Raw genomic sequence first — 22652 nt, forward strand, 5'->3', positions numbered from 1 at the left:
GCTGGCGCCCGCGCGGGGCAGGGGCTAAACCGCTGCCCATCCGACCCGACTGTTTCGTTTTCCAGGACCGTTTCCGATCATGCGTGACATCAACCACTTCATCGACGGCACCAGCTTCATCGGCGCTTCGGGCCGCTTCTCGGACGTGTTCAACCCCAATACGGGCGAGGTCCAGGCGCGGGTTCAGCTGGCCTCGGTCGCCGAGATGGACCGCGCGGTCCAGGCCGCCCAGAAGGCCTTCGACGGCTGGTCCTCGACCAATCCCCAGCGCCGCGCGCGGGTGATGTTCGAGTTCAAACGCCTCGTCGAGGCCAATATGAACGAGCTGGCCGAACTGCTCTCGGCCGAGCACGGCAAGGTCATCGCCGACTCCAAGGGCGACATCCAGCGCGGTCTTGAAGTCATCGAGTTCGCCTGCGGAATCCCCCACGCCCTGAAGGGCGAATACACCTGGGGCGCGGGTCCCGGCATCGACGTCTATTCGATGCGCCAGCCGCTGGGCGTGGTTTCGGGCATCACCCCGTTCAACTTCCCGGCCATGATCCCGATGTGGATGTTCGGCGTCGCCATCGCCGTCGGCAACACCTTCATCCTCAAGCCGTCCGAGCGTGACCCGTCGGTGCCGGTCCGTCTGGCCGAACTGATGATGGAAGCCGGCGCTCCGGCGGGCGTGCTCAACGTCGTCCACGGTGACAAGGCGGCGGTCGACGCCATCCTGACCCACCCGCAGATCCACGCCGTGAGCTTCGTCGGCTCGTCCGACATCGCCAACTATGTCTACCAGACCGGCGCGACCCACGGGAAACGCGTCCAGGCCATGGGCGGCGCCAAAAACCACGGCATCGTCCTGCCCGACGCCGACATGGACCAGGTCATCAAGGACCTGTCCGGCGCGGCCTACGGCTCGGCCGGCGAGCGCTGCATGGCCCTGCCTGTAGTGGTCCCGGTCGGCAAGAAGACCGCCGACGAACTGCGCGAGCGGATGGTCGCCGAGATCCCGACCATGCGGGTCGGCATCTCGACCGACGCCGGCGCCCACTACGGCCCCGTCGTCACCGCCCAGCACAAGGCCCGCGTCGAGGGCTGGATCGAGACCGGGGTGCGCGAAGGCGCCGAGCTGGTCGTCGACGGCCGCGGCTTCAGTCTGCAGGGGCATGAGAAGGGCTATTTCATCGGCCCGTCGCTGTTCGACCACGTCACCCCGGAGATGGAGTCCTACAAGGAAGAGATCTTCGGCCCCGTGCTGCAGATCGTCCGCGCCGCCAGCTTCGAGGAAGCCCTGTCCCTGCCGTCGAAGCACCAGTACGGCAACGGCGTCGCCATCTTCACCCAGAACGGCCGCGCGGCCCGCGACTTCGCCGCCCGGGTCAATGTCGGCATGGTCGGGATCAACGTCCCGATCCCGGTGCCGGTCGCCTATCACACCTTCGGCGGCTGGAAGCGCTCGGCCTTCGGCGACACCAACCAGCACGGCATGGAAGGCGTGAAATTCTGGACCAAGGTCAAGACGGTCACGGCCCGCTGGCCCGACAGCGACCTGGAGCATGCGGATTCGAGCTTCGTCATCCCGACCATGGGGTGATGTTCGATGGAGCCCGTGACCCTCAGGGCCGCCGGGCCCGCTGACGCCACTAGCCTGTATCGCCTCATGTGCGGCCTTGCGGACAATCAGGGGGAAGCCGCTTACCTGGCCGCAACCCCGGCCAGTCTGGCTGCAGCGCTCGCTGCGGACCCCCCGGCCTTCGGATGTCTGCTGGCCGAACGGGACGGGCGGGATGTCGGCTATCTGACCTGGGTCCGCTGCTACGGCATCTGGCGCGGTGCCGACTATCTGAACCTCGACGACCTGTTCGTTGACGAGTCCGTGCGGGGCCTGGGAGTCGGCGCGGCCCTGATGCGCCGGTTCGGTCAGTTGGCGGCCGGGCAGGGGGTTGGAGCGCGCTGGGAGGTCCAGTCCGACAATCTGGGTGCCCGCCGCTTCTATGCCCGCCTCGGTGCCGACCAGGAGGACAAGACCATCGTGCGTTGGTCGGTCGCCGCCATGCGGTCTTCCGACTGACCACTCGCCTCACAGGCGTGCGCGACAACCCAATTCGGTGCTAGGCGTTAACCTTCGCGAACCGTGAAGCTGGAGCGTCCCCCCGCATGCGTCGCTTTTTCATCTGGTCGGCCCTCGCGGCCGTCATCGGCCTGGTCCTCGCCGGCGTCGCCTACTGGGCGTACTGGACCTATTATGCGCGGTTCCAGCCCGTCACGGTGACCCGCAACCAGGCTGAAATCCAGCGCCTGCTGGATGAGGCGTCCTGGGTCTCGGCGGGCGGCGGTGGCGAGCCGCTGTACATCATCGGCTACCGCGACTCGGCGGCCATGGCCCGCTACGAGCGCGAGGAGATCCCCAAGCTGCGCGCCGCGGGCATCGAGGCCCGGACCATCCTGTTTGCGCGCCCGGACCGCGAGGGGCTGGCCCAGTCCACCGCCGCCGAACGCGCCACCATCGCCGAGCTCTGGCTGACCCGCGACTGGACCCTGTACCAGCGCTGGACCGCCACCCCGGTGCGCAACTGGACGGCCGCGGGCATTCCCGCCGCCGACGGCAATCTGGCGCGCGGGGCCGTGGTCGAGGCCGGCCGCGACTTCGTCGCCCGACTGACCGAGGATCTCAAGGAGGCGGGTTTGCAGACGCGCTATCCGCTGGTCATCTGGCGCGACCGCGAGGGCTTCATGAAGGCCTGCGCCTGTTCGGACAGCCGCTCCTGGGTCTTCATCCGCGATGATCTGGACGCACCGGACCGGATTGATCCGCCGGTCGTCGCGCCGGGCGATCCTTCAGCCCCGCAGGCCTTCCCCGGCGACGGCAGCCCCGAAAGCCTGCCCTATCCGACCCTGCCGCCAATCGCCCCGGCCGACGGTATCGCGCCGGGGGCCACGCCCGTCCCGGCCCCGGCCTCGCCGCCGGTCCCGCGCAAGGCACCCGAGGCGAAACAGGCGGAAGACACGACCTTCTTCTAGGCCGCCGGCGGAATCAGAGCGCGCGCTTGCAGGCGGTGATCAGCCGTTCGACGTCGTCCGCGTCCTGATAGAGGCCGAAGCCGAAGCGGATCACGTCGTCGCGCACGTCGGTGAACACGCCCGCATCCTGCAGCCGTGACTTCCACGCCGGCGCATCGTCATGGCGGAAGGCCAGGAAGCGCGCGCGCCGGGCCTCGCCGGTCAGGGGATTGATCAGTTCGGCCGCCGCCAGCCGCCCGGCCTCGCCGCCCGCCACCGCCGTCTGGAACCGCGCCATCAGGCTCTGGGCGTGGGCGCTGACGTCCGCCGTGCCCAGCCCCGCCTCGTCCAGCATCCGCCGCACGGCATTGAACCGGTACAGGGGCGAGACGTCGAAGGTGGCGCCCCAGAAGCGGCCGCCGTCGCTGCGATACTGAACCCCGCCCGGCGGCCCCGACAGATCGCCGAACTCGGCAAACCAGCCGGTCACGACCGGCCGCGGGCAATAGCCGTCCGGCGCATGCAGGAAGCAGACGCCCTCGCCGGCCATGGCGTATTTGTAGCCGCCGGCCAGATAGAAAACCCGGTCCGCGACCGCCGACAGGTCGGTCGGCTGGGCCATGAAGCCGTGATAGCCGTCGATGACCACCCAGGGCCCGGCCGGATCGGCCAGGTCCGCCAGATCGGCGATCCGGCCGAAGCTCTGGCCGGTGCGGAAGAAGACCTGGCTGATCAGGATCAGGTCAAAGCCGCCGCCGCTGGCCGCCTCGACGAACCGGTCGTCAAAGGTCTCGAACGGATGCAGGGGCACGCGGGTGACGACGGCCTCGCCCGCCTCTTCCCAGCGCTGGGCCTGACGCCGGAAAGAATGAAACTCGCCGTCGGTGGACAGGATGCGGACCGGCTTGCGCTCAAGGCCCGAGACGATCCGCAGCAGCAGGTCATGGGTGTTGGGAGCGAACACCACCGTGTCCCGGGACGGCAGGTTCAGCTCGCGGGCGACGTGCGTCTGGGCCTCGGGAATGACCTCCCCGAAGATGAGGTCCCATTTCCGGTCCGCGAACTGGTTGGCCTCGACCCAGGCCCGCAGCTGTCCGTCGAAACTGGCGTCCGGCCACAGGTGATGACTGTGCGCGGCGAAATGCAGCCGTTCGGGATCCAGCGACAGGGCGCGGGAGAACAGGTCCTTGTGAGTCCCGGCCATCCGGGGACCTAGATCAAACTGCCGTGGCAGTGTTTGAACTTGCGGCCCGAGCCGCAGGGGCAGTCCGAGTTGCGCGGCGTGCGCTCCCAGCCGGCGGGCAGGGTGTCGACCGGCAGGCGCGCGCGATCATCGCCCTGCAGCTGGCCTTCGGGGTTCTGCGCCAGCGGGTTCGACATCTCGTTCTCGCCGGTGCCCGGGTTCAGGTGGATTTCCTGGAACTCCGGCATCTCCATCGCCGGCGGGGCCTCGAAGCGGAACTCCACCGTCATCAGCCAGCGGGTCACGTTGTGGCGCAGCTCATAGAGCAGCGTCTCGAACAGGTTGAAGGCCTCGGTCTTGTACTCGTTCAGCGGATCACGCTGGCCGTAGCCGCGCAGGCCGATGACGCCGCGCAGATGGTCCAGGTGGACCAGGTGCTCGCGCCACTGCATGTCGATCATCTGCAGCAGGAACTGCTTCTCGAGCCCGCGCGTCTGCTCGGCGCCGATCTGCTCCAGACGGGCGTTGGCACGGGTGTCGGCGGCGGCGATGACCCGCTCCTCGATCTCCTCGTTCGACACGCCTTCCTCGGCGGCCCAGTCGTGCAGCGGCAGCTCCAGACCGAGGGTCGACTTCACCTTCTCGTCCAGGCCGTCGATGTCCCACTGCTCGGCATAGGCCTTGGGCGGCATATGCTTCTCGATCAGGTCGGCGATGACGTCGTTGCGGAACTCGCCGACCAGTTCGGACAGGTCGGTCGAGTCCATGAACTCCTGACGCTGCTCGAACACGGCCTTTCGCTGGTCGTTCACGACGTCGTCGTACTTCAGCAGGTTCTTGCGGATGTCGTAGTTGCGCGTCTCGACCCGCTTCTGGGCGGTCTCGACGGCGCGGTTCAGCCAGGGGTGGCTGATCGCCTCGCCCTCGGCCACGCCGAAGCTGCGCATGATGGCGTCCAGACGGTCGCCGGCGAAGATGCGCAGCAGATCGTCCTCGCAGGACAGGAAGAATTTCGAGGTGCCGGGGTCGCCCTGACGGCCGGTCCGGCCGCGCAGCTGGTTGTCGATGCGGCGGCTTTCGTGGCGTTCGGTGCCGAGCACGAACAGACCGCCGGCGGCCAGCGACTTCTGCTTCTGCACGGCGATGTCGGCCTTGAGACGGGCCTCTTCCTCGGCCTCCATCCCGGGGGTGACCTCCTGCGCCATGTTGCGCAGGTCCTGACGCCATTTCTGCAGGCGCATTTCGAGGTTGCCGCCCAGCTGGATGTCGGTGCCGCGGCCGGCCATGTTGGTGGCGATGGTCACCACACCGGGCAGGCCGGCGTCGGCGACGATATAGGCTTCCTGCTCGTGCTGGCGGGCGTTCAGCACGCTGTGCGGAATGCCCTTGCCGGTCCGGACCTCGATGTCGAAATCCTCGTCCTTCAGCGCCTGATAGGCCTTCTTGGCCTCGCGCCGCGCCTTCTCGTCCTCGCTGGTCACGGCCTCCAGCAGATGGGCGTGCTGCGGCTTCAGCGTCTTGAGGGTGACCTCATACTGATAGGTCTTGAGCAGTTCGGACAGGGTTTCCGACTTCTCGATCGACACCGTGCCGACCAGGATCGGCTGACCCTTGACGTGGCATTCGGCGATCAGGCCGGCGATGGCCTGGTTCTTCTCGGTCTCGGTGCGGAAGATCTCGTCGTCGTGGTCGATCCGCTTGACGGGCCGGTTGGTCGGCACTTCCAGGACGTCCATCTTGTAGATGTCGAGGAATTCCTGGGCCTCGGTCGCGGCCGTGCCGGTCATGCCGGACAGCTTCTCGTAGAGGCGGAAATAGTTCTGGATGGTGACCGAGGCCAGGGTCTGGTTCTCGGGCATGATCTTCACGCCCTCCTTGGCCTCGATGGCCTGGTGCAGGCCTTCGGACAGGCGGCGGCCCTGCATCATCCGGCCGGTGAACTCATCGATCAGCATGACCTCGCCGGCCTTGATGATGTAGTCCTTGTCCTTCTGGTACAGGGTGTTGGCGCGCAGGGCCTGGTTGATGTGGTGGACCAGGGTGATGTTGGCCGCGTCGTACAGACCAGTCGTGTCGGCCTCGAACAGGCCGCGCTCTTCCATGATCTGCTCGATCTTCTCCGAGCCCTCCTCGGTCAGCAGCGCCTGACGCTGCTTCTCGTCCAGGTCGAAGGTGGTCTTGTCCTGGATCAGTTCCTTGATGATGCCGTCGACGATCAGATACAGGTCCGACCGGTCTTCCGTCGGGCCCGAGATGATCAGCGGCGTGCGCGCCTCGTCGACCAGGATGGAGTCGACCTCATCGACGATCGCGAAATGGTGCGGACGCTGCACCATTTCCTTGCGGTCATAGACCAGGTTATCGCGCAGATAGTCGAAGCCGAATTCGTTGTTGGTGCCGTAGGTGATGTCGGCCGCATAGGCCGCCTGGCGCTGGCCCGAGGACAGGCCGTTGACGATGACGCCGACCTCCATGCCCAGGAAGCGATAGACCCGGCCCATCCATTCGGCGTCGCGTCGGGCCAGATAGTCGTTGACCGTGATGACGTGCACGCCCTTGCCGGCGAGCGCGTTCAGATACACCGGCGCCACGGCGACCAGGGTCTTGCCCTCACCGGTGCGCATCTCGGCGATGCCGCCGTCGTGCAGGATCATGCCGCCCGCCAGCTGGACGTCGTACTGGCGCTGGCCCAGCACCCGCCGGGACGCCTCGCGGGCCACGGCGAAGGCCTCGTTCAGGATCTTGTCCAGCGTCTCACCGCCCGCGAGCCGGTCGCGGAAGGCGTCGGTCATCATCCGCAGCTCATCGTCCGACAGGGCGGTGAACTTGCCTTCCAGCGCGTTGATCTTCTGAACCCGGCTCATGAAGTCCTTGACCTTGCGGTCGTTGGAGGAGCCGAAAATCTTCTTGGCGATGCCGAGCATGGATGATCCGAAGGCGGGCGAGCGACAGGGGCTCTGGTACTGAAAGGTCCCGAAGGAGCGGCGACGACTGCGCGGGCGGAAGGGGCTTCGGCGACGGCGACCCGGTGCGCCTGTCACAGGCGCGCGCGAGGGCCGCGCGATCGTTCGAAAACCCCTCGACTTGGGCGCAGGCGGGACTTAAGCACCGGCCTTATCCCTGTCAACGCGAGGGGCTTTTCCGCCCCGTGACGGAGCGCGCCCAAATGCGGCTTTCCAGCCCCCTCGTTCCCGTTCTTCTGGCGGCCTGTCTGACCCTTGCGGCCTGTGGTCCCGGCGGCGGCGCCGACCGCGCCCCCGAACCCGGCGATCGCGCCGTGGCCGAGGTCCAGGGCAAGACCATCTGGGCGTCTGACGTCAAACGCGAGGCGGTGGCGCAAGGCCTGGTCGGCGAGGGTGAGCCCCTGGACGTGACCTCCGACCTGTTCCGTCGCGTGCTGGACGAGGTCATCGACCAGAAACTGCTGGCCCGCGAGGCCGAACGTCGCGGTCTCGACAACTCCGCCCTCGCCCAGCGCCGGCTGGAGGCAACCCGGGAACGCATTCTCGGCGACATGCTGGTCGAGACCGTGGTCAACGGCTCCATCTCGGACCGTGCCGTGGAGACCATCTACCAGGAGCAGGTCCGTCTGGCGCAGACGTCCGAGGAAATCCGCGTCCGCCTGATCCTGTCGCGCACCAGGCCCGAGGCCGATGCCGTGATCGGCATTCTGGCCCAGGGTGCCGCCTTCGAGGCCGTGGCCGCCGAAAGCTCGATCGACGACGCCACCCGCTATTCCGGCGGCGACCTCGGCTACCGGACCATCGACGTCATGCCCGAGGCCTACAAGAACGCTCTGCGCGACCGCCCCGCGGGCTCGACCGTCGGTCCGTTCCAGACCGAGGGCGGCTGGGCCGTGCTGCGGGTCGAGGACCGCCGCCGCGAGACCCCGCCGACGCTGGAACAGGCGCGGCCCCAGATCGTGCGCTACCTGACCTATGAAGGCGTCCGCCAGCTGCTCGAGGAGTTGCGCGGCAAGGCCGAGGTCGAAAACCTTCTGCCGGGCGACACGCCCCGCTCGCAGGAGCCGGCCTCGGCACCGCGTCCGCCGGCCGCTTCCGCCGGAACCCCCGCCGCGCCCGCATCGCCCCCGGCCGCCGCCGTGGCACCGGCGCCCCGGAAGGCGTCATGAGCCGTCCGCCCGAGGCCGGCCGCGCCTCCACCGGCCAGAAGATTGAACAGGCCATCGAAAAGGCCTTCGATCCCCTCGCCACGGCCCTGAAACGCGCCACGACGCCGGCACCGGCGAAGCCCCTTGCGCCGGCCGCGCCGGGCAAGCCGGGGCTCGAAATCTCGCCCCTGGCCGTGCCCTTCCCGATGATCCCGCCCATCGGCGGGGTCGAGATCGCGACGGCCCGGGCCGGCTTCTACAAGCATGAGCGCGACGATCTGGTGGTGTTCCGCTTCGCCCGGGGCACGACCTGCGCCGGGGTCTTCACCCGGCACAAGATCGGCTCGGCACCCGTCGACTGGTGCAAACGCCAGCTGGATGCGGACGGCGGCGGTCAGGACGTCCGCGCGCTGGTCGTCAACGCAGGCTGCGCCAACGCCTTCACCGGCAAGGCCGGCGCCGATGCGGCCCGACGCACGGCCTCCGAGGTCGCCAAACGCTTCGGCTGCCGCCAGCGCGACGTCATGCTGGCCTCGACCGGGGTGATCGGCGTGGTGCTGGACGACCGCAAGATCGTCGCCCGGATGCCGGATATCGACGCCGGACTGGATGCCGACGCCTGGGCCCGCGCCGGCCAGGCCATCATGACCACCGACACCTTCCCCAAGGGGTCGTATGCCGAATGCAGGATCGAGGGACACACGGTCCGCATCGCCGGCATCGCCAAGGGGTCGGGCATGATCGCGCCCGACATGGCCACCATGCTGGGCTTCATCGTCACCGATGCCGCCATCGCCCCGCCGGTGCTGCGCGCCCTGCTGGGCCTGCATGTCCGCACCACCTTCAACAGCGTCACCGTCGACGGCGACACCTCGACCAATGACACCTGCCTGCTGTTCGCCACGGGTGCCTCGGGCGCGCCGCGCATCGGCCGGGTCGGCGACCGCCGGCTGAAGGAATTCTCGGCCGCGCTGGACAGGGTCATGCTCGACCTCGCCCACCAGCTGGTCCGGGACGGCGAGGGCGCGACCAAATTCGTCAAGGTTACCGTGGACGGTGCCGCCTCACCGGCCTCGGCCCGGAAACTGGCCAAGTCGATCGCCGACAGCCCGCTGGTCAAGACCGCCCTGGCCGGCGAGGACGCCAACTGGGGCCGGGTCGTCATGGCCGTCGGCAAGACCGAGGAGCCGGTCGACCGCGACAGCCTCGCCATCCGCTTCGGCCCCCATGTGGCGGCCATCGACGGCGCCCCCGCCCCGAACTACGACGAGGCGAAGATGAGCGCCTATATGAAGAAGGCCGAGATCGACATCACCGTCGACGTCGGCTCGGGCCGCGCCTCCGCCACCGTCTGGACCTGCGACCTGACCAAGCGGTACGTCGAGATCAACGGCGACTATCGGTCGTGAGCGACGGATTGCCCACCGTCCTCGTCGTCGCCGTGGCCCTGATCGATACCGACGGCCGGGTCCTGATCGCCCAGCGGCCCGAGGGCAAGAAACTGGCCGGGCTGTGGGAGTTTCCGGGCGGCAAGGTCGAGCCCGGCGAGCGGCCCGAACAGGCCCTGATCCGCGAATTGCAGGAAGAGCTCGGCATCGACGTCAACGAGGCCTGCCTGGCCCCGTTCGTTTTTGCCAGCCACGCTTACGATTCGTTTCATCTGTTGATGCCATTGTACCTCTGCCGACGCTGGTCGGGGGTGGTTCAGAACCGCGAGCACGCGGCGCTGAAATGGGTCAGGCCGAACCAGCTTTCGGACTATCCCATGCCGCCGGCCGATGAACCCCTGGTCGCCTGGTTGCGCGACCTGCTCTAGCCGCCGGAAGGAGGGGGCCGATGATGAGACGCTTCCTCTCCCGCTTCCTGCGCGACGAAAGCGGCGCGACTGCCATCGAGTACGGCATGATCCTGGCCCTGATGTTCCTCGTCATCCTGGGCGCCATGCAGGCCTTTGGCACCACGGGCAGCGGCATCTTCAACACCGCCATGGACAAGATCCGCACCGCCATGGGCGGCTGAAACCTACTCGCCGGTCTGCTCCCTGACCCCCAGCGCATCGGCCAGCCGCATCTTCGCGGAGCCGCGCGGCAGCGGCTTCTGCTGGCTTTCGTGCGGGGCCCAGCCGGCCAGGTGCACGATCTCGAAGGTCGCCGGGATGCGGCCGTCGGTGCCGGCGTACCGTTCCGCATAAAGCTGCGCCGCCCGGCCGAGGATACCGCGCGTCAGCGGCCGTACCGGCCCGGCCAGCACATTGGTCTCTCCCATGGCGCGCAGGTCGCGGAACAGGGCCAGCAGGTCGGGATAGCGCACCGTCACCCGGTCGACGTCGGCCACGGGCAGGGCGAACCCGGCCCGCTGCAGCAGGGCCGCGCCGTCGAAGCCGTCGGCAAAGGGCGAGACCCGCGCCTGGGCCCCGCCGCGCGCCTCCAGCTCGGCCTCGGTCAGGACCGCGCGCAACTCCTTCAGCGTCCCGGCCCCCAGCAGGGTGCCGAGGAACAGGCCGTCGGGTTTCAGCGCACGGCGGATCTGGCTCAGGGCGCCCGGCAGGTCATTGGCCCAGTGCAGGCTCATCAGGGAGACGATCAGGTCCTGCGACCCGTCGGCCAGATCGATCGGCGCCACGCCGGGGCCCGCCCGGGCCGCCCGGTCGCCGACGGTCTTCACCGGCCCGACCCGGGCCGCCGCCGGGCTTTCGGCCAGCGCCCCGGCGAAAGCCCCCGGATGCGCCGACAGATCCGCCGCCTCGGGCCAGTCGCGGACGAGGGCCTCCAGACTGCCCACGGCGTTCTCCGCCGCCCGCGCATGCAGGAAGTCGGCGCGGGAAAGCGAGGGCTCGCTGCGTTCAAGCCTTGCCGTGCGGCGCTGAACGTCGAAAATGCGGGGGGGACCGGAGGAAGGGCTCATGCGGCTTCAGGATGGGGTCTGGCGCGACCGATTGAAAGCGGCCGCCCCGCGCATCGTGTTCGGTGCCCGCGCCCTGGGTCGCGGCGTCGCCGATCTGCTGCTCCCGTCGCTGGCCCACGACAGGGCCGAGGCCGCCGCCTCGCCCGGCCTGACCGCCGGTGCCTGGAGCCGGGTGACCTTCCTCGAGGACCCGGTCTGCGACGGCTGCGGTGCCGGTTTCGAGATGGATGGCGGCCCGTTTGCGGCTGCGCGGTGCGCTGCCTGTCTGGCCCAGCCCTATGCCTTCGACCGGGCCCGGGCCGCCTGCGTCTATGACGAGGCGTCGCGCGGGCTGATCCTCAGGTTCAAACATGGCGACCATCAGCCCTTCGCCCCCCTGTTCGCCCGCTGGATCGCCCGCTCGGCCGCGCCCCTGCTGGACGGGACCGACGCCGTCGTTCCCGTGCCCCTGCATCGTTTCCGCCTGTTGTCGCGCCGCTTCAACCAGGCCGCAGAGATCGCCCGGCCGCTCGCCCGCGACACCGGTCTGGACTATCTGCCCGACGCCCTGATCCGCACGACCCACACGACCACCCAGGGCGGCAAGTCCGTGCGCGGCCGGCGCCTGAACGTCAGGAAGGCTTTCGCCGTCAGCGAGGCGGGCCGTCGACAGGTCAGGGGCCGCCGCATCCTTCTGGTCGATGACGTGTTGACCACGGGCGCCACGGCCGAGGCCTGCGCCCGCGCGCTGATCGAGGCCGGCGCCCGCGCCGTGGACCTGGCCGTCGTGGCCCGGGTACGCACGGCACGGCAATTGCCTGTATAGGCGGATCAGGATTCAGGAGACCCCGTTGGCCGAGATCGTCATCTATACCAAGCCCGGCTGCGGCTACTGCCACGCCGCCCGCGACCTGCTCGACCGCAAGGGAGCCGATTATGAGGATATCGTCGCCTCCCACGATCCCGCGAAGAAGCAGGAGATGATCCAGCGCTCGGGCGGCCGCATGACCTTCCCGCAGATCTTCATCGGCGGAAAACACATTGGTGGCTCCGACGACCTGCATGCGCTTGACCGCAAAGGCGAGCTGGACGCATTGCTCGAGGCCTGATGGCAACGCTTCCGCTCGCCCTGCTCCAGACCCGCACGCCGGCCAGTCCGGCGGCGGCTCTTGCCCATGTCGCGCCGCTGATCCGCGAAGCGGCGGCGGGCGGGGCGAAATTGATCCTGACGCCGGAAGCGACCAATTTCCTGATCAAGGACCCCGCCGCCCGCGCCGCGGCTCTCACGACCGAGGACCAGGACGCGGTCATCGCCGGCCTGCGCGACCTGGCCCGGGAGCTCGGTGTCTGGCTCCTGATCGGCTCGGCCATCGTGAAGTCGGGCCACGCGGGCGACGATCGCGCCGCCAACCGCTCCCTGCTGATCGACGACACGGGCGCGGTGGTCGCGACCTATGACAAGCTGCACGTCTATGACGTCGACCTGCCGACGGGCGAGCGCTGGCGCGAAAGCGCCGCCATCCGTCCCGGCGACAAGGCGGTCGTGGCCGATACGCCCTGGGCCCGGCTCGGCCTGACCATCTGCTACGACATCCGCTTCCCCCATCTGTACCGCGCCCTGGCGAAGGCCGACGCCGGGATGATCGCGGTGCCCGCCGCCTTCACCGTCCCGACCGGCGACGCCCACTGGGAGACCCTGTTGCGCGCCCGGGCCATCGAGACGGGCTGCTGGATCCTCGCCCCCGCCCAGGCCGGCCTGCACGAGGACGGCCGCCGCACCTGGGGTCGATCCACGGTGGTGGGCCCATGGGGCGAGGTGGTCGCCAAACTCGATCACGACGAGCCCGGCGTCCTGTTCGCGACCCTGGACTTTGACGCGGTCACGCGCGCCCGCAACGCCGTGCCGCAACTGACCCACGACCGCGATTTCGCGGGGCCGGCATGATCCGCTACGCCCTCCAGTGCGACGGCGGCCACGGCTTCGAGGCCTGGTTCGGCGACTCGGTCGCCTATGACGACCAGGCCGCGCGGGGTCTGGTTGAATGCCCCCATTGCGGCTCGCGCGGTGTCTCCAAACAGATCATGGCCCCGGCCGTGGCGGGGACCCGCAAGACGGCGGTCTCCAGCCCCGATCTGGCGAAGATGCAGACCATGATGACGCAGATGGCCCGCGAGGTGCGGTCCCACGTCGAGCAGAATTTCGACTATGTCGGCGACGCCTTCGCCCGCGAGGCCCGCGACATCCACGAAGGCCGCTCGGAGAAGCGCGAGATCTACGGCGAGGCCACGCCCGCCGAGGTGAAGAAGCTCAAGGACGACGGCGTCCCCTGCGCTGCCCTGCCGCCGCTCCCGCCCGATCCGGCCAAGGCCCACTGACCGGTGGGGGAGGGGGAGCGCTACCAGGAGTTCGAACCGCCCGCGGCGCTTCGGCCCTTCGTCCGCACGATCTGGACCTATGCCGCGCCCGCTCCCGAGCCGATTGTCCAGCGGATCGCCCCCGACGGCTGCCCCGAACTGATCCTCGACATCGGCGCCCCCTATGAGGAACAGGGCGAGGACGGCGTCTTCCGGCTCCAGCCGCCGGCCCTGTTTGCTGGCCAGATGACCCGTCCGCTGGCCCTGCGTCCGGTCGGGCCGGTGGAACTGGTCGCGGTCCGGTTCGAGCCCGACGGGGCCCGCGACTGGCTGGGCCATCCCGCGGTGGAGGCGGTTGATCGCCGTCTCGACATGACCGCCCGCCTCGCCGGCGTCAGCGCCCCGTCCGGCGATCCGGCGGCCCAGGTCGAGGTGATGGTCCGTGTTCTCGAGGACCACCGCCGCCGCCATGACTGGACCCTCGACCCGGCTGTCCGCGCCGAGATCGAAGCCGCCGCCGCGGATCGTCCGGGTGCGGACCGATCGCCGGGCGAGCAGCGCGCCCTGCAGCGCCGCTTCCGCGACCGCGTCGGCGTCCCGCCGCGCATCCTGCGCTCCATCTTCCGCTTCCGCCGCGTCTTCGATCACGCCGCCGAACCCGGCCCCGAGGCCCTGGGCTGGCTCGAGGCGGGGCTGGAGGCCGGCTATTTCGATCAGCCCCAGCTGGCCCGCGACTTCCGCCGCTTCCTCGGCTGCACCGCCACCGAATGGGCCCGCGACCAGGCCGGTCTGGCGCGACGGCTGGCGTCGCAATCCTACAAGCCGGGACCGCTGTCGCCGCACTAGGGTGCCGCTAATGCCGAACCCAAGGGGAGTTTCCCATGCTGACCGCCGCCCTCGCCGCCGCCCTGATCCAGACCGCCGCGCCGGCCACGCCTGACATGTCATGGATGGCCGGCTACTGGCTGGATTGCGCCAACGGCCGCGAGGTCTCCGAGACCTGGAGCGATCCGCGGCGTGGTCTCAGCGTCGGCCACGCCCTGACGGTCGAGAACGGCCGGGTCTCGTTCGAGGTCTCCCATCTCCGGCGCACGGCCCAGGGCTTCGCCTATGTCGCCCAGCCCGGCGGCGCCGCGCCCACGGTTTTCGTCCTCGCCGAAAGCGGCCCGAACCGCGCGGTCTTCGCCAATCCGGAAAACGACTTCCCGACCCGTATCGTCTATGAACGCGACGGCGACGCCCTCAAGGCCCGGATCGAGGGCGAGATCAACGGGCAGGCGCAGAGCATGGAATGGACCTTCACCTCGGCCCCGCTGAACACACGCTGTCCCGGCTGAACTGGCGGGCGATGAGGGCGGCTGATCTGGACGCCGTCGCCGCCATCGCCGCCGTCGGTTTTCCGGATCATTTCGAGGACCGCGACTGTTTCGGGAACCGGCTGGTGCTCAACCCTGCCGGTTGCTTCGTGCTGGCCGGGGAGGACGGCGCGCCGCACGGCTATCTGGTCGCCTATCCGTGGACGGCCGACGCCGCCCCCGCGCTCAACACCCTGATCCCGGCGATCCCGGACGAGGCGGCGGTGATGTACCTGCACGACCTCGCTATCGGCCCTGCGGCGCGCGGCGGCGGCTGGTCCCGCCCTATCGTCGAGCGGCTGGCAAAGGACGCGTGCGCTGCCGGCTGGCCGGCCCTGACGCTGGTGGCCGTCAACGACGCCGCGCCGTTCTGGGAACGGCACGGCTTCGTGGTCGCCGATCCGCCGGGCATGGCGGACAAACTGGCCGGCTACGGCCCGGATGCCCGCTACATGGTCCGGCGTCTGAAGGCCTAGCTGCGGGTCCAGCCCTTGGCGGCCATGCACTGGCGGAAGGCATCGCTGCGCGGGCCCTCGCCGGTCGAGGCGCGGCATTCGGCGCGCGCGCCGTCGAAGGGCTGGGCATTTTCGCCGTGCCAGCCGAAATCATCATCGTGGTCGGCGTCGATCACGGTGATGCAGGCCGAGGTCATGAGGGCGGCCGACAGGGCGGCGAGGATCAGCAGGCGTTTCATGGGGGGCTCCTGTGCGGGAGGTGGAGGGGAGCCCCGTCATCCCACCGTCAAGCTTTCCTGTCCCGTTACTTCGAGGTCAGGTCGATGAACCGCCGATGAACCGCCCTCAGTCGCGCGTCGCGACCATCATGTAGTTGATGCCGACGTCGTCGCTCTCGCTCCACCGATCCGTGAACGGATCATAGACCAGGCCAAAGGGCCCGCTGACCGCCACCGGCTCCTCGCCCAGCATCCGGCGGATCTCCTCCGGCTTGAGGAACTGGCTCCAGTCGTGCGTCCCCGCCGGTACCCAGCGCAGCACATATTCCGCCGCGACCTTGCCGAGCGCCAGCGCCTTCAGCGTCCGGTTCAGGGTCGCCACGATCATCATCCCGCCCGGCTTCACCAGTCGCGAACAGGCGCGGATGAAGGCTTCCGGGTCGGCGACGTGCTCGATCACCTCCAGCGTCAGCACGACGTCGAACGGCCCGGCCCCCCCGGCCTCCAGCTGTTCGACCGTCGCGGCGCGATAGGCGATGTCCAGTCCCTGCTGTTCCGCATGGGCCCGCGCCGTGCCGATGTTCTCGGCCGAGGCGTCGACGGCGGTGACCTCAAACCCCATCCGCCGCATCGGTTCGGCGATCAGCCCGCCGCCACAGCCGACGTCCAGCAGGGTCAGGCCCTCGAAGGCTCCCCGCGTCCTGACATCCCGCCCGAACCGCTCCGACGCCCGGTCGCGGACAAAGGCCAGCCGGGCCGGATTGAATTTGTGCAGCGGCGCAAACGGTCCGTGGGCATCCCACCATTCCGCCGCCTGGGCCGAAAACCGGGCCACATCGGCGGGATCGATCGAGGGGCCGGCGGCCCCGTCGTCGAATTCCGCGCCGCTTTGGGGTTTGCGCGTTGATACCGTGTCGTTAGAAGCGGCCATGGGCCGAGGGATGAACCCGCGCGGCCCTCCACGCAAGATGGGGCGATCCGCCACGATGACGCGGCCAGCTACGACGCGACTGGTGATGAAGTTCGGCGGCACCTCGATGGGCGACCTCGAACGCATCCGCCGCGCCGCCCGTATCGTCGCGGCCGAGGCCGCCGCGGGCAAACAGGTCGCCGTCGTCGTCTCTGCCATGGCCGGCAAGACCAATGAGCTGGTCGCCTGGACCGACGGCGCCGGCCGACCGGGTGCGGGCATCGCACCGTCGGACGACGAATACGATATCGTCGTCGCCTCGGGCGAACAGGTCACCGCGGGCCTCCTGGCCCTGACCCTGCGCAACATGGGTCTGAACGCCCGCAGCTGGATGGGCTGGCAGATTCCGATCCTCACCGACGACGCCCACGGCCGCGCCCGTATCGAGGACGTGCCGGGCGAGGTCCTGGGGGCCGCCATGGACAAGGGCGAGATCGCCGTGGTCCCGGGCTTCCAGGGCGTCAGCCGCTCGGGCCGGATCACCACCCTGGGCCGGGGCGGCTCGGATACCTCGGCCGTCGCCGTGGCCGCCGCCCTCGACTGTCCCTGTGACATCTACACCGACGTCGACGGCGTCTACACGACCGACCCGCGCATCGAATCCAAGGCCCGCCGCCTCGAAAAGATTTCCTACGAAGAGATGCTGGAAATGGCCTCGCTCGGGGCCAAGGTGCTGCAGACCCGTTCGGTCGAACTGGCCATGGCCAAGCGCGTGCCGCTGCGGGTGCTGTCCAGCTTCATCGAACCCGACGAAAACGGCGTCCTGCCCGCCAAGTCCGGCACCCTGATCTGCGACGAGGAGGAAATCGTGGAAAAACGCATCGTATCCGGCGTGACCATGAGCCGTGACGAGGCCCGCATCACCCTGCTGGGCCTGTCCGATCGGGTCGAGGCCCCGGCCGACGTCTTCACCCGGCTGGCTGAGGCCAACGTCAATGTCGACATGATCGTGCAGAGCCAGGCCCGCAGCGGGGACGCGGTCAACCTGACCTTCACCACCGGCCGCCGCGACGCCGCCCGCGCCGCCGAACTGATGCGCGCCGCCCAGGGCCAGCTCGGCTTCGAGGAGCTCCGCGTTGACGAGGACGTGGCCAAGGTCTCGGTCGTCGGCGTCGGCATGCGAAGCCACGCGGGCGTGGCCCAGACCATGTTCCGGGCCCTCGCGGACAAGGGCGTGAAGTTCCAGGCCATCTCGACATCCGAGATCAAGATCAGCGTATTGATCGACGCCGCCTATGCGGAACTGGCGGTTCGTGCGCTTCATGCGGCCTATGGACTGGAACAAGTCTAGGAATTGAGCCGGACGGTGCCCATCTGCGGCATCGTTCATTGGGAGGGGCCATGCCGGTTGGCGGATTGACGACGGGGCCACGGAACCTCCTTCGCCAGATTCGCGAAGCCATGGCCGGCGCGTCCCCGGCCCAGGACCGGCTCGATACCGTCGTGCGCATCATCGCCCAGTCGATGGTGGCCGAGGTCTGTTCGATCTATCTGCGCCGCGCCTCGGGCGAGCTTGAGCTGTTCGCTACCCAGGGCCTGAAGCCCGAAGCCGTCCACACCACCCGCCTGCGCCCCGGCGAGGGTCTGGTCGGCGAGGTGGCGCGCACCGCCGCCCCCATCAGCCTGTCGGACGCCCCGGCACACCCCAGCTTCGCCTACCGGCCGGAGACGGGGGAGGATCCGTACCACGCCTTCCTCGGTGCCCCCCTGCTGCGCGGCGGCCGGGCCATCGGTGTGCTGGTCGTCCAGAACCGCTCCGAGCGGCGCTATGACGATGAGGAAGTCGAGGACATCCAGACCATCGCCATGGTCCTGGCCGAGACCGTGGCCTCGGGCGAACTGCTGGCGCAGGACGAGCTGCGCGACATCGAGGTCGCGCCGCATCGGCCGGAGCGCCTCAAGGGCCAGCGCTTCGCCGAGGGCCTCGCCTATGGCCACGTCATCCTGCACGAGGCGCCGGTTCCGCCCGAAAACCTGCTGGCCGAGAACCAGCAGGTCGAGGAGATCCGCCTGCGTGAGGCCCTGATCACGCTCAAGGCCGGGATCGACTCCATCCTCGACGGAGGTCAGGGCAAGCTGGCAGGCCAGTCGTTCGAGGTGCTGGAAACCTACCGGATGTTCGCCGACGACCGCGGCTGGAACCGGTCGCTGGAAGAGGCCGTGCGCACCGGCCTGACCGCCGAGGCCGCCGTCGACCGCGTCCGCAATGAGCACCGGGCCCGCTTCGCCCAGGCCCGTGACCCCTATATCAAGGAGCGGCTGCACGATTTCGAGGACCTGGCCAACCGCCTGCTGCGCGTCCTCGCCGGGGACCGGCCGGGCGAACGCGACATTCCGCCCGACGCCATCCTGGTCGCCCGTAACCTCGGCCCCGCCGACCTGCTGGAGTATCCGCGCCACAAGCTGCGCGGCCTGCTGCTTGAGGAAGGCTCGGCCGCCAGCCACGCCGCCATCGTCGCCCGCGCCCTGCAGATCCCCTGCGTCGGCCGTATCATGGGCCTGCGCGACCGTCTGTCCGAGGGCGACCTCGTCATCGTCGACGGCGAGACGGGCGAGACCTATCTGCGGCCCCGCCCGGACATGCTGGCCGCCGTCCAGTCGCGGATGCTGGTCCGCAGCGAACGCCAGGCCGAGTTCACCAAGCTTCGCGACGTCGCCGCCGTCACCCTCGACGGGACCCGCATCACCGTCCTGACCAATGCCGGTCTGGCTGTCGATCTGGAGAATCTGGACGCAACGGGCGCGGAGGGCATCGGCCTGTTCCGCACCGAGTTCCAGTTCATGGTCTCCGAGGAACTGCCCCGGCTGACCAGCCAGACCGCCCTGTACAAACTGGTCCTGGACACCGCCGGCGACCGGCCCGTGACCTTCCGGACGCTGGATATCGGCGGCGACAAGGTCCTGCCCTATCTGGAGACGGAGCGGGAGGAGAACCCCGCCCTCGGCCGCCGCGCCATCCGCCTCGGCCTCGACCGGCCCGGCCTGCTCCGGCTGCAGCTGCGCGCCCTGCTGACCGCCGCCGCCGGTCGCGAGCTGCGTGTCATGTTCCCGATGATCGCCACGGTCGACGAGTTCCGGGCCGCGCGCGAGCTGGTCGACGTCGAATGCGCCTGGGCCAGACGCCGGGGCCGGGCGCTTCCGGCCCTGCTGCGCGTGGGGGCCATGATCGAATGCCCGTCGCTGCTCTGGCACCTCGATGCCCTTCTGCCGCTGACGGATTTCGTCTCCGTCGGGACTAACGACCTGTTCCAGTACATGTTCGCCGCCGACCGAACGAACCCGCTGGTCTCCGACCGCTACGACCCGCTCTCGCCACCCGCCCTGCGCGCCCTGGCCGAGATCCAGAAGAAATGCGCCGACACCGGCACCCCCGTGTCCGTCTGCGGTGAACTGGCCGGCCGCCCGCTTGAGGCCTTCGCCCTGCTGACCCTCGGCTTTACCCGACTGTCGGCCCCGGCCGGCGGCGTCGGACCGGTCAAGCGGATGATCCTGTCCGCCGATCTGACCGCCGCCCGGCGCGGCATGGCCAATCTGCTCGGCTCCTCCGCCGGCTCGATCCGGGGCGAGCTGGAATCGCTGGCCCGGAAGTTGAACGTCACGATCTGAACCGTCCCGGTCCGACACGCCGGGATGCCTAACAAATCGTTGATCGGGCGGCTCTTATGAGTTATCCACAAGCCGGAACGTGGTGGTCTGCGGGGGCAGGTCCGGGCTGTCATCCCGATATGATACAGGCCACGGGTTCGAGTATGGCGATGCGTGAGGAACCCTCGCGCGCGCAGAGTGTGGGGTCAGGCGTAATGGCGCTGGATACGGGGGGCATCTCCCAGGAGCTCAGGGCTCATCCAGACTGGAAGGATGTCGTTCCTTCCGTCACCGACGCTCCGACTCTCGGCGACGGCCTGCGGATCGCCCGCGAACATTCCGGCCGCTCGCTTGCCGAACTGTCCAGCCTGACCCGCGTGCCGTCGCGCTACCTGACCGCGCTGGAGCAGAACGACTTCTCGACCCTGCCCAACCGCGTCTTCTCGATCGGCTATGTCCGCGCCTACGCCGGCTCGCTGGGCCTCGACGAACAGCTCGCGGTCGAGCGGTTCAAGCGCGAAAGCCCCGATCCCTCGGTCCCGCTCCAGGCCCCCGTGGGCGTCGCCTTCGAGGAGGTGCGTCGTTATTCGCCCCGCCTGATCGCCGCCGGCATGGCCCTGGTCCTCGCCGTGGTCGGCTGGAACGTCTTCCAGCGCGTCAGCCTGATGCGCGCGCCCCAGCCCTCCGACCTGACTGCCATCCCGGAAAGCTGGACCCTGGGCGCCGTCCCCGGCCAGCCCGCCGCTCTCAGCCTGGCCGCGCCGCGGCCGGCACCGCCCGACCAGACCATTCCGGCCCTCTACATCACGCCCGGCCTCGAGGCCGAACTGACCGGCGTCGATCCGGCTTCGCCCGAAGCCATCGCCGCCGCCACCGCCGGCGCGCCGCCGGTGCAGCGGGCCTTCAATCCGCGCGGCGCCATCTACGGCGCCTCGGCCAACGCGTCCCAGGTGGTGATCCAGGCCCGCAAGGCCGCCAGTCTGGTGGTCCGCATGGCTGACGGCCGGGTGCTGTTCGCCCGCCAGCTGGCCGCCGGCGACGCCTGGCGCGCGCCGGCCGGGGTCGCGGCTGTCGTGGACGTCTCCAGCCATTTCTCGGACTTCGACGTCTATCTGAACGGTGAGCACGGCGGCACGCTGACGGCCGAGCAGACGCCGCTCAGCCAGCTGAACACCCGCGCCCAGGCCCTGGCCCGTCAGGCCGCCGCCGAGGTCGCGGCCCGGACCCAGGCCGCCCAGATCGAGGCCCAGGCCGAGGCCCAGGCCCGCGCCGCCACGGTCCAGACGGCGATGGCCACCACGACCGGCGGCTGATTGCGGCAGTCTGCCGTCGTGGCCATGCCGCAATCGAACGCCTATGTTGCGGTCGCATGAGCTCTGACCTTTCCCACGTCCGCCCGTGGCGCCACATCGAGCGCCGCAAGAGTCGCCAGATCATGGTGGGGAACGTCCCCGTGGGCGGCGACGCGCCCATCACCGTCCAGTCGATGACCAATACGCCGACGTCCGACGCGGCGGCCACGCTCGAGCAGATCCGCCAGCTGGAAGAGGCCGGCGCCGACATCGTCCGCGTCTCCTGCCCGGACGAGGCCTCGACGGCCGCCTTCCGGACCATCGCCCGCGAGTCCCGGGTCCCGCTCGTCGCCGACATCCATTTTCACTACAAGCGCGGCATCGAGGCCGCCGAGGCCGGGGCCGCCTGCCTGCGCATCAATCCGGGCAACATCGGCTCGGCGGACCGCGTCCGCGACGTCATCCAGGCCGCCCGCGACCACGGCTGCTCCATGCGTATCGGCGTCAATGCCGGCTCGCTGGAGAAGGAGCTGCTCGAGAAATACGGCGAGCCCTGCCCCGAGGCCATGGTAGAGTCCGCCCTCAACCACGCCCGCATCCTGCAGGACCACGACTTCCACGAGTTCAAGATCTCGGTGAAGGCGTCCGATCCCTTCCTGACCGTCGCCGCCTACCAGCAGCTGGCCGACGCCATCGACTGCCCCCTGCACCTCGGCGTCACCGAGGCCGGGCCGCTGCGCTCGGGGACGATCAAGTCGTCCATCGGCCTCGGCAACATGCTGTGGTCGGGCATCGGCGACACGATTCGCGTCAGTCTTGCCGCGGACCCCGTGGAGGAGATCAAGGTCGGCTTCGACATCCTCAAGTCGCTGGGGCTGCGCCACCGCGGCGTCAACATCATCGCCTGCCCCTCCTGCGCGCGTCAGGGGTTCAACGTCATCGAGACCGTCGGCATCCTGGAGGAGCGGCTGGCCCATGTGACCACGCCCATGTCGCTGTCGATCATCGGCTGTGTGGTCAACGGCCCGGGCGAGGCCCTGTACACGGACGTCGGCTTCACGGGCGGCGGGGCCGGCTCGGGCATGGTCTATGTCAACGGCCGGATGGCCCACAAACAGCACAACGACGGCATGGTCGACCACATCGTCGAACTGGTCGAGGCCAGGGCCGCCGAGCTGGACGCCGCGCGGGCGGTAGAAGCAAAACCGCCGGTCGCCGTAGGGTAGCAACCGGTTGCGGGCTGGCAGGGGCGGGCGC

23 protein-coding genes are annotated in these 22652 nt (G+C 69.4%); 18 read left to right on the forward strand and 5 right to left on the reverse strand.

Annotated features, from left to right (window positions below):
- Nucleotides 1-79: 79 nt before the first annotated feature.
- The 3 genes from KB221_02250 (at nt 80) to KB221_02260 (ending at nt 3009) form a co-directional block, all read left to right on the forward strand.
- Nucleotides 80-1582 (forward strand): CoA-acylating methylmalonate-semialdehyde dehydrogenase, encoded by a 1503-nt coding sequence (locus KB221_02250; GenBank protein ID WIY69855.1) that lies wholly within the window; start codon nt 80-82, stop codon nt 1580-1582.
- 6 nt (nt 1583-1588) lie between these two features.
- On the forward strand, nt 1589-2059 hold the full coding sequence (locus KB221_02255; GenBank protein ID WIY69856.1) for a GNAT family N-acetyltransferase: 471 nt from the start codon (nt 1589-1591) through the stop codon (nt 2057-2059).
- 86 nt (nt 2060-2145) lie between these two features.
- Nucleotides 2146-3009, forward strand: coding sequence for a hypothetical protein (locus KB221_02260; protein WIY69857.1), 864 nt, complete (start codon nt 2146-2148; stop codon nt 3007-3009).
- 13 nt (nt 3010-3022) lie between these two features.
- Here KB221_02260 and KB221_02265 read toward each other — a convergent pair whose 3' ends face one another.
- The gene (locus tag KB221_02265) at nt 3023-4192 is read right to left on the reverse strand and encodes an aminotransferase class V-fold PLP-dependent enzyme (GenBank protein ID WIY69858.1); all 1170 of its coding nucleotides are present in this window, start codon (nt 4190-4192) and stop codon (nt 3023-3025) included.
- 8 nt (nt 4193-4200) lie between these two features.
- Nucleotides 4201-7095, reverse strand: coding sequence for a preprotein translocase subunit SecA (secA, locus tag KB221_02270; GenBank protein WIY69859.1), 2895 nt, complete (start codon nt 7093-7095; stop codon nt 4201-4203).
- A gap of 242 nt (nt 7096-7337) precedes the next feature.
- On the opposite strand from secA, the gene KB221_02275 reads away from it, so the two are divergent.
- The 4 genes from KB221_02275 to KB221_02290 are packed head-to-tail and all read left to right on the forward strand — an operon-like array spanning nt 7338 to nt 10301.
- Nucleotides 7338-8303 carry a peptidyl-prolyl cis-trans isomerase gene (locus KB221_02275; protein WIY69860.1) on the forward strand — a complete coding sequence of 322 codons (966 nt, stop codon included), beginning with the start codon at nt 7338-7340 and terminating at the stop codon, nt 8301-8303.
- Entirely contained in the window at nt 8300-9691 is a 1392-nt protein-coding gene (gene argJ, locus KB221_02280) for a bifunctional glutamate N-acetyltransferase/amino-acid acetyltransferase ArgJ (protein WIY69861.1), read from the forward strand. The genes KB221_02275 and argJ overlap by 4 nt, the downstream gene beginning before the upstream one ends.
- Nucleotides 9692-9699: 8 nt before the next feature.
- Nucleotides 9700-10098, forward strand: a complete 399-nt coding sequence (gene mutT, locus KB221_02285) for an 8-oxo-dGTP diphosphatase MutT (protein ID WIY70850.1) — start codon at nt 9700-9702, stop codon at nt 10096-10098.
- A gap of 23 nt (nt 10099-10121) precedes the next feature.
- On the forward strand, nt 10122-10301 hold the full coding sequence (locus KB221_02290) for a Flp family type IVb pilin (protein WIY70851.1): 180 nt from the start codon (nt 10122-10124) through the stop codon (nt 10299-10301).
- 3 nt (nt 10302-10304) lie between these two features.
- On the opposite strand, the gene KB221_02295 is transcribed toward KB221_02290, so the two are convergent.
- Nucleotides 10305-11186, reverse strand: a complete 882-nt coding sequence (locus KB221_02295; protein WIY69862.1) for a methyltransferase domain-containing protein — start codon at nt 11184-11186, stop codon at nt 10305-10307.
- Here KB221_02295 and KB221_02300 point away from each other — a divergent pair.
- From KB221_02300 to KB221_02330, 7 genes are read left to right on the forward strand one after another with little or no spacing between them, the layout of a single operon-like run.
- The gene (locus KB221_02300) at nt 11185-11991 is read left to right on the forward strand and encodes a ComF family protein (protein ID WIY69863.1); all 807 of its coding nucleotides are present in this window, start codon (nt 11185-11187) and stop codon (nt 11989-11991) included. The genes KB221_02295 and KB221_02300 overlap by 2 nt on opposite strands.
- A 25-nt stretch (nt 11992-12016) precedes the next feature.
- A complete protein-coding gene (gene grxC / locus KB221_02305; GenBank protein WIY69864.1) occupies nt 12017-12274 on the forward strand; it encodes a glutaredoxin 3 in 258 nt (85 codons plus the stop codon).
- A complete protein-coding gene (locus tag KB221_02310; GenBank protein WIY70852.1) occupies nt 12271-13110 on the forward strand; it encodes a carbon-nitrogen hydrolase family protein in 840 nt (279 codons plus the stop codon). The genes grxC and KB221_02310 overlap by 4 nt, the downstream gene beginning before the upstream one ends.
- A complete protein-coding gene (locus KB221_02315; protein WIY69865.1) occupies nt 13107-13541 on the forward strand; it encodes a DUF1178 family protein in 435 nt (144 codons plus the stop codon). Before KB221_02310 ends, KB221_02315 begins: the two co-directional genes overlap by 4 nt.
- A 3-nt stretch (nt 13542-13544) precedes the next feature.
- On the forward strand, nt 13545-14366 hold the full coding sequence (locus KB221_02320) for a helix-turn-helix domain-containing protein (protein ID WIY69866.1): 822 nt from the start codon (nt 13545-13547) through the stop codon (nt 14364-14366).
- Between the two features lie 35 nt (nt 14367-14401).
- Complete coding sequence (locus tag KB221_02325) at nt 14402-14857, forward strand: DUF6265 family protein (protein WIY69867.1); 456 nt, start codon at nt 14402-14404, stop codon at nt 14855-14857.
- The gene (locus KB221_02330; protein ID WIY69868.1) at nt 14812-15351 is read left to right on the forward strand and encodes a GNAT family N-acetyltransferase; all 540 of its coding nucleotides are present in this window, start codon (nt 14812-14814) and stop codon (nt 15349-15351) included. The genes KB221_02325 and KB221_02330 overlap by 46 nt, the downstream gene beginning before the upstream one ends.
- Here KB221_02330 and KB221_02335 read toward each other — a convergent pair.
- Both KB221_02335 and ubiG read right to left on the reverse strand, forming a co-directional pair.
- Nucleotides 15348-15569: a hypothetical protein gene (locus KB221_02335; protein WIY69869.1), complete on the reverse strand. Its 222-nt coding sequence runs from the start codon at nt 15567-15569 to the stop codon at nt 15348-15350. The two genes, KB221_02330 and KB221_02335, sit on opposite strands and share 4 nt — an antisense overlap.
- Nucleotides 15570-15675: 106 nt before the next feature.
- Nucleotides 15676-16479: a bifunctional 2-polyprenyl-6-hydroxyphenol methylase/3-demethylubiquinol 3-O-methyltransferase UbiG gene (gene ubiG, locus KB221_02340; GenBank protein ID WIY69870.1), complete on the reverse strand. Its 804-nt coding sequence runs from the start codon at nt 16477-16479 to the stop codon at nt 15676-15678.
- Between the two features lie 55 nt (nt 16480-16534).
- Here ubiG and KB221_02345 point away from each other — a divergent pair, with 55 nt between their 5' ends.
- The 4 genes from KB221_02345 (at nt 16535) to ispG (ending at nt 22621) form a co-directional block, all read left to right on the forward strand.
- On the forward strand, nt 16535-17809 hold the full coding sequence (locus tag KB221_02345) for an aspartate kinase (GenBank protein ID WIY69871.1): 1275 nt from the start codon (nt 16535-16537) through the stop codon (nt 17807-17809).
- A gap of 110 nt (nt 17810-17919) precedes the next feature.
- A complete protein-coding gene (gene ptsP, locus KB221_02350) occupies nt 17920-20124 on the forward strand; it encodes a phosphoenolpyruvate--protein phosphotransferase (protein ID WIY69872.1) in 2205 nt (734 codons plus the stop codon).
- 194 nt (nt 20125-20318) lie between these two features.
- Complete coding sequence (locus tag KB221_02355) at nt 20319-21416, forward strand: helix-turn-helix domain-containing protein (protein ID WIY69873.1); 1098 nt, start codon at nt 20319-20321, stop codon at nt 21414-21416.
- Between the two features lie 56 nt (nt 21417-21472).
- A complete protein-coding gene (gene ispG, locus KB221_02360; protein ID WIY69874.1) occupies nt 21473-22621 on the forward strand; it encodes a flavodoxin-dependent (E)-4-hydroxy-3-methylbut-2-enyl-diphosphate synthase in 1149 nt (382 codons plus the stop codon).
- The last annotated feature ends 31 nt before the right edge of the window (nt 22622-22652 follow it).

Origin of the sequence: Aquidulcibacter paucihalophilus (assembly GCA_030285985.1) — a bacterium.
Classification (GTDB): domain Bacteria; phylum Pseudomonadota; class Alphaproteobacteria; order Caulobacterales; family Caulobacteraceae; genus Brevundimonas.

What these genes read in the sequence shown, in the direction of transcription:
- secA (WIY69859.1), bottom strand. Translation starts at nt 7,095, where the DNA reads ATGCTCGGCATCGCCAAGAAGATTTTCGGCTCCTCCAACGACCGCAAG.
- KB221_02355 (WIY69873.1), top strand. Translation starts at nt 20,319, where the DNA reads ATGGCGCTGGATACGGGGGGCATCTCCCAGGAGCTCAGGGCTCATCCA.
- ptsP (WIY69872.1), top strand. Translation starts at nt 17,920, where the DNA reads ATGGCCGGCGCGTCCCCGGCCCAGGACCGGCTCGATACCGTCGTGCGC.
- argJ (WIY69861.1), top strand. Translation starts at nt 8,300, where the DNA reads ATGAGCCGTCCGCCCGAGGCCGGCCGCGCCTCCACCGGCCAGAAGATT.
- KB221_02255 (WIY69856.1), top strand. Translation starts at nt 1,589, where the DNA reads ATGGAGCCCGTGACCCTCAGGGCCGCCGGGCCCGCTGACGCCACTAGC.
- ispG (WIY69874.1), top strand. Translation starts at nt 21,473, where the DNA reads ATGAGCTCTGACCTTTCCCACGTCCGCCCGTGGCGCCACATCGAGCGC.
- ubiG (WIY69870.1), bottom strand. Translation starts at nt 16,479, where the DNA reads ATGGCCGCTTCTAACGACACGGTATCAACGCGCAAACCCCAAAGCGGC.
- KB221_02290 (WIY70851.1), top strand. Translation starts at nt 10,122, where the DNA reads ATGAGACGCTTCCTCTCCCGCTTCCTGCGCGACGAAAGCGGCGCGACT.
- KB221_02250 (WIY69855.1), top strand. Translation starts at nt 80, where the DNA reads ATGCGTGACATCAACCACTTCATCGACGGCACCAGCTTCATCGGCGCT.
- KB221_02335 (WIY69869.1), bottom strand. Translation starts at nt 15,569, where the DNA reads ATGAAACGCCTGCTGATCCTCGCCGCCCTGTCGGCCGCCCTCATGACC.
- KB221_02325 (WIY69867.1), top strand. Translation starts at nt 14,402, where the DNA reads ATGCTGACCGCCGCCCTCGCCGCCGCCCTGATCCAGACCGCCGCGCCG.
- KB221_02265 (WIY69858.1), bottom strand. Translation starts at nt 4,192, where the DNA reads ATGGCCGGGACTCACAAGGACCTGTTCTCCCGCGCCCTGTCGCTGGAT.
- KB221_02330 (WIY69868.1), top strand. Translation starts at nt 14,812, where the DNA reads ATGGACCTTCACCTCGGCCCCGCTGAACACACGCTGTCCCGGCTGAAC.
- KB221_02295 (WIY69862.1), bottom strand. Translation starts at nt 11,186, where the DNA reads ATGAGCCCTTCCTCCGGTCCCCCCCGCATTTTCGACGTTCAGCGCCGC.
- KB221_02275 (WIY69860.1), top strand. Translation starts at nt 7,338, where the DNA reads ATGCGGCTTTCCAGCCCCCTCGTTCCCGTTCTTCTGGCGGCCTGTCTG.
- KB221_02345 (WIY69871.1), top strand. Translation starts at nt 16,535, where the DNA reads ATGACGCGGCCAGCTACGACGCGACTGGTGATGAAGTTCGGCGGCACC.
- KB221_02315 (WIY69865.1), top strand. Translation starts at nt 13,107, where the DNA reads ATGATCCGCTACGCCCTCCAGTGCGACGGCGGCCACGGCTTCGAGGCC.
- KB221_02260 (WIY69857.1), top strand. Translation starts at nt 2,146, where the DNA reads ATGCGTCGCTTTTTCATCTGGTCGGCCCTCGCGGCCGTCATCGGCCTG.
- KB221_02300 (WIY69863.1), top strand. Translation starts at nt 11,185, where the DNA reads ATGCGGCTTCAGGATGGGGTCTGGCGCGACCGATTGAAAGCGGCCGCC.